Origin of the sequence: Streptomyces gamaensis (genome assembly GCF_042656465.1) — a bacterium.
GTDB classification, from domain to species: Bacteria; Actinomycetota; Actinomycetes; order Streptomycetales; family Streptomycetaceae; genus Streptomyces; species Streptomyces gamaensis.
The window spans coordinates 1-2,312 of the sequence record NZ_JBHSPB010000054.1; the positions used below are offsets into that span (position 1 = coordinate 1).

A 2,312-nucleotide genomic window follows, 5' to 3' on the forward strand; every position below is an offset into this window, starting at 1 on the left:
TATTCTTTAAATTTCTTTATCCATTCAATAACTTTTTGATAATAATTTTCTAAAACTTTTTCATCAATTTTAAATTGCTTAACTTCTCTAGTGTTTCTATTTAAATATATAATATATACATTATTGATTTGATAATTTTGCTTTTTCAAAATATGATAATATAATGCGACTTGGTATAAATGATATTCTTTTACTTGGAAATAATTATAACTAATTGTTTTAATTTCCAATAAGTCATTATTACAAATTATATCAATTCTACCGCTAATTTTCATTCCCTCAACTTCATCTTTAATTTCAACTTCAGTTTGACAATTCAATTTTTCTTTAAAATATTGTTCAATTCTCTCATGATATTGTTCTCCTAGATCAAGATAAATTTCATTTATTCCTCTCTCAAATTCAATATTTCTAGCAAGATAGCTTTTTCTATAACAAATACCAACTTCACTTGGAAAAATTGTATCACTAGGATATTTAACTTTAAAACTTTCTTTTATATGATCTTCATAATTCATTTTCACCATCCTCCTAAATTGCTAAATCTCATTAGATTTACAATTTTATTACATACTTCTTCATTTGAAACTTTTCCAATTTGCAAATCTATATCTAAAGCTTGTAAAAGTATTTGAATATCTATAGATTGTTCTTTTCTTCTACTTTCTAGATTTCCACAGTCCGCATAATTTGTAGTTCTGTTAATTTTTTCCTGAATTAATTCCACTAATGCTCTTAGAATTGAAGGATAAAGAACTCTAGCATTTATTATTTTATCATAAGTTTTCTTAATTGCTAATTGAATAATATGAATTCTATCTAAAATTGCCGGCGTAAAAATTTCATATTGTTGTAAATATGATTCTATATCTGGAGTTTGATATTTATCTAAAGTTAAAGAGAAAGGATTTCCAGCATAAATAATTGGAATACATTTTTGAATTGTAGCAGATTTACTTTCTGTACCTGCTCCTCTTGTCCAAATGCAATTTTCAATTCCAGTAGATAATGTAGAATTTATAGAATTTAATTCTTTAACTGCATATCCATCTTTCCAAGTTTGTATTTCGTCAAAAATTAATCCGTTTGATAAAAATACTGAACCGTACATATTATTTCTAGCATCATAGATCAAATTTGCATAAGTTGGAGGTTCTGTATAATAACGAAAATTGAAAACTTCTTGTAAAATCATAAATGTTGTAGTTTTTCCAGTACCTCTATTTGAAATTTCTATTGTGTTTATCTGTCTTTTAGTAATTGGAGATTTGAAAAGTGGGAATAATCGTGGTAAAGTTAAGAAAATATCATCTGAATCCATCTTTTGTGAATCATATCCAAAAGCTTGCAATAGAATAGCATAAGTTAAATGTTGTTTATCAGCTTCTTCTAGAATTTCTTTTGCAATTTCAAAATTATTAGGCGGTTCTATAGAAAATATTTCATCAATAAACCAGTTTTCTGATCCTTTTTTGATCTTTACAAACATATATGAAGAAATAAGATTATAAAAATCATCTGGATTATCAGCAATTTCATGTGGATCAAAATCTCCAGTAAAACCATTTTGAAATTTTGCAATTACTAGATCATCTTTAACTTTAAATCCAGTAATTTTACTTATAAATTTTATTTCGTTATAATATGGCAAATTAGCACTAAAATATTGAGAATCAATTCCTCTCTTGTAAGCTTTCAAAATCTCAATTTTCTTATTTTCTTCAACTTGTTTTTCGCCAAGAATTAGACTTAAAATTCTTTCATTATCTCTTGGATTATAAAAAAAAGAATGACTTTTTAACTTTTCAAATAATTGAAGATTCTGTTGTGTAGTTTCATTCATGAAAAAAAAATGACTTTATGACGTTTTAAAACTCCTCCTCTACGTTCTTCTTTCTGCTTTTCGTACTAGGTTTTTCTTCTTTTTCTTCTTGTTGCTCCATGTCTAGTTCTTCTTCTTGAACTGTGCTATTATTCCTTGGAGTAAACTTTACATATTCATTAAGAAAGTCTGCATATTTCTCTAGAAACTCTGCAATCAATTTTAAATCTTCTGCGTCTTGTGGCGTTATTCCAATTTGTTTCCTGAAATTGTTTTGACTATGGATTGTCATTGAATATCTTATTGAACCATTCTGTGGAACCGCATTTAATTGTACAACAATTCTTTTTATTCCCTTTATCTTTAAAATTCTACTAGCTATCTTGTTTTGTTCTTTAGCTTGTTTTCCTAATTCATCCAGTATTTGTTTAAGGGACGCCATGTTTCTCCCTCTAAAAATATCTTTTAATTATGACATTTTTATATCTTT

The 2,312-nt window shown here is 26.3% G+C and carries 3 protein-coding genes; all 3 read right to left on the minus strand.

Annotated elements, in window-relative coordinates; genetic code table 11:
* A partial coding sequence (locus ACFP1Z_RS33580; protein WP_390321857.1) for a PD-(D/E)XK nuclease family protein occupies window positions 1-518 on the minus strand: 518 nt, incomplete at its 3' end.
* 2 nt (window positions 519-520) lie between these two features.
* Window positions 521-1,843, minus strand: coding sequence for a BREX system Lon protease-like protein BrxL (locus tag ACFP1Z_RS33585; RefSeq protein WP_198968524.1), 1,323 nt, complete (start codon window positions 1,841-1,843; stop codon window positions 521-523).
* A gap of 25 nt (window positions 1,844-1,868) precedes the next feature.
* The gene (locus tag ACFP1Z_RS33590) at window positions 1,869-2,264 is read right to left on the minus strand and encodes a hypothetical protein (protein WP_198968523.1); all 396 of its coding nucleotides are present in this window, start codon (window positions 2,262-2,264) and stop codon (window positions 1,869-1,871) included.
* Window positions 2,265-2,312 lie beyond the last annotated feature (48 nt).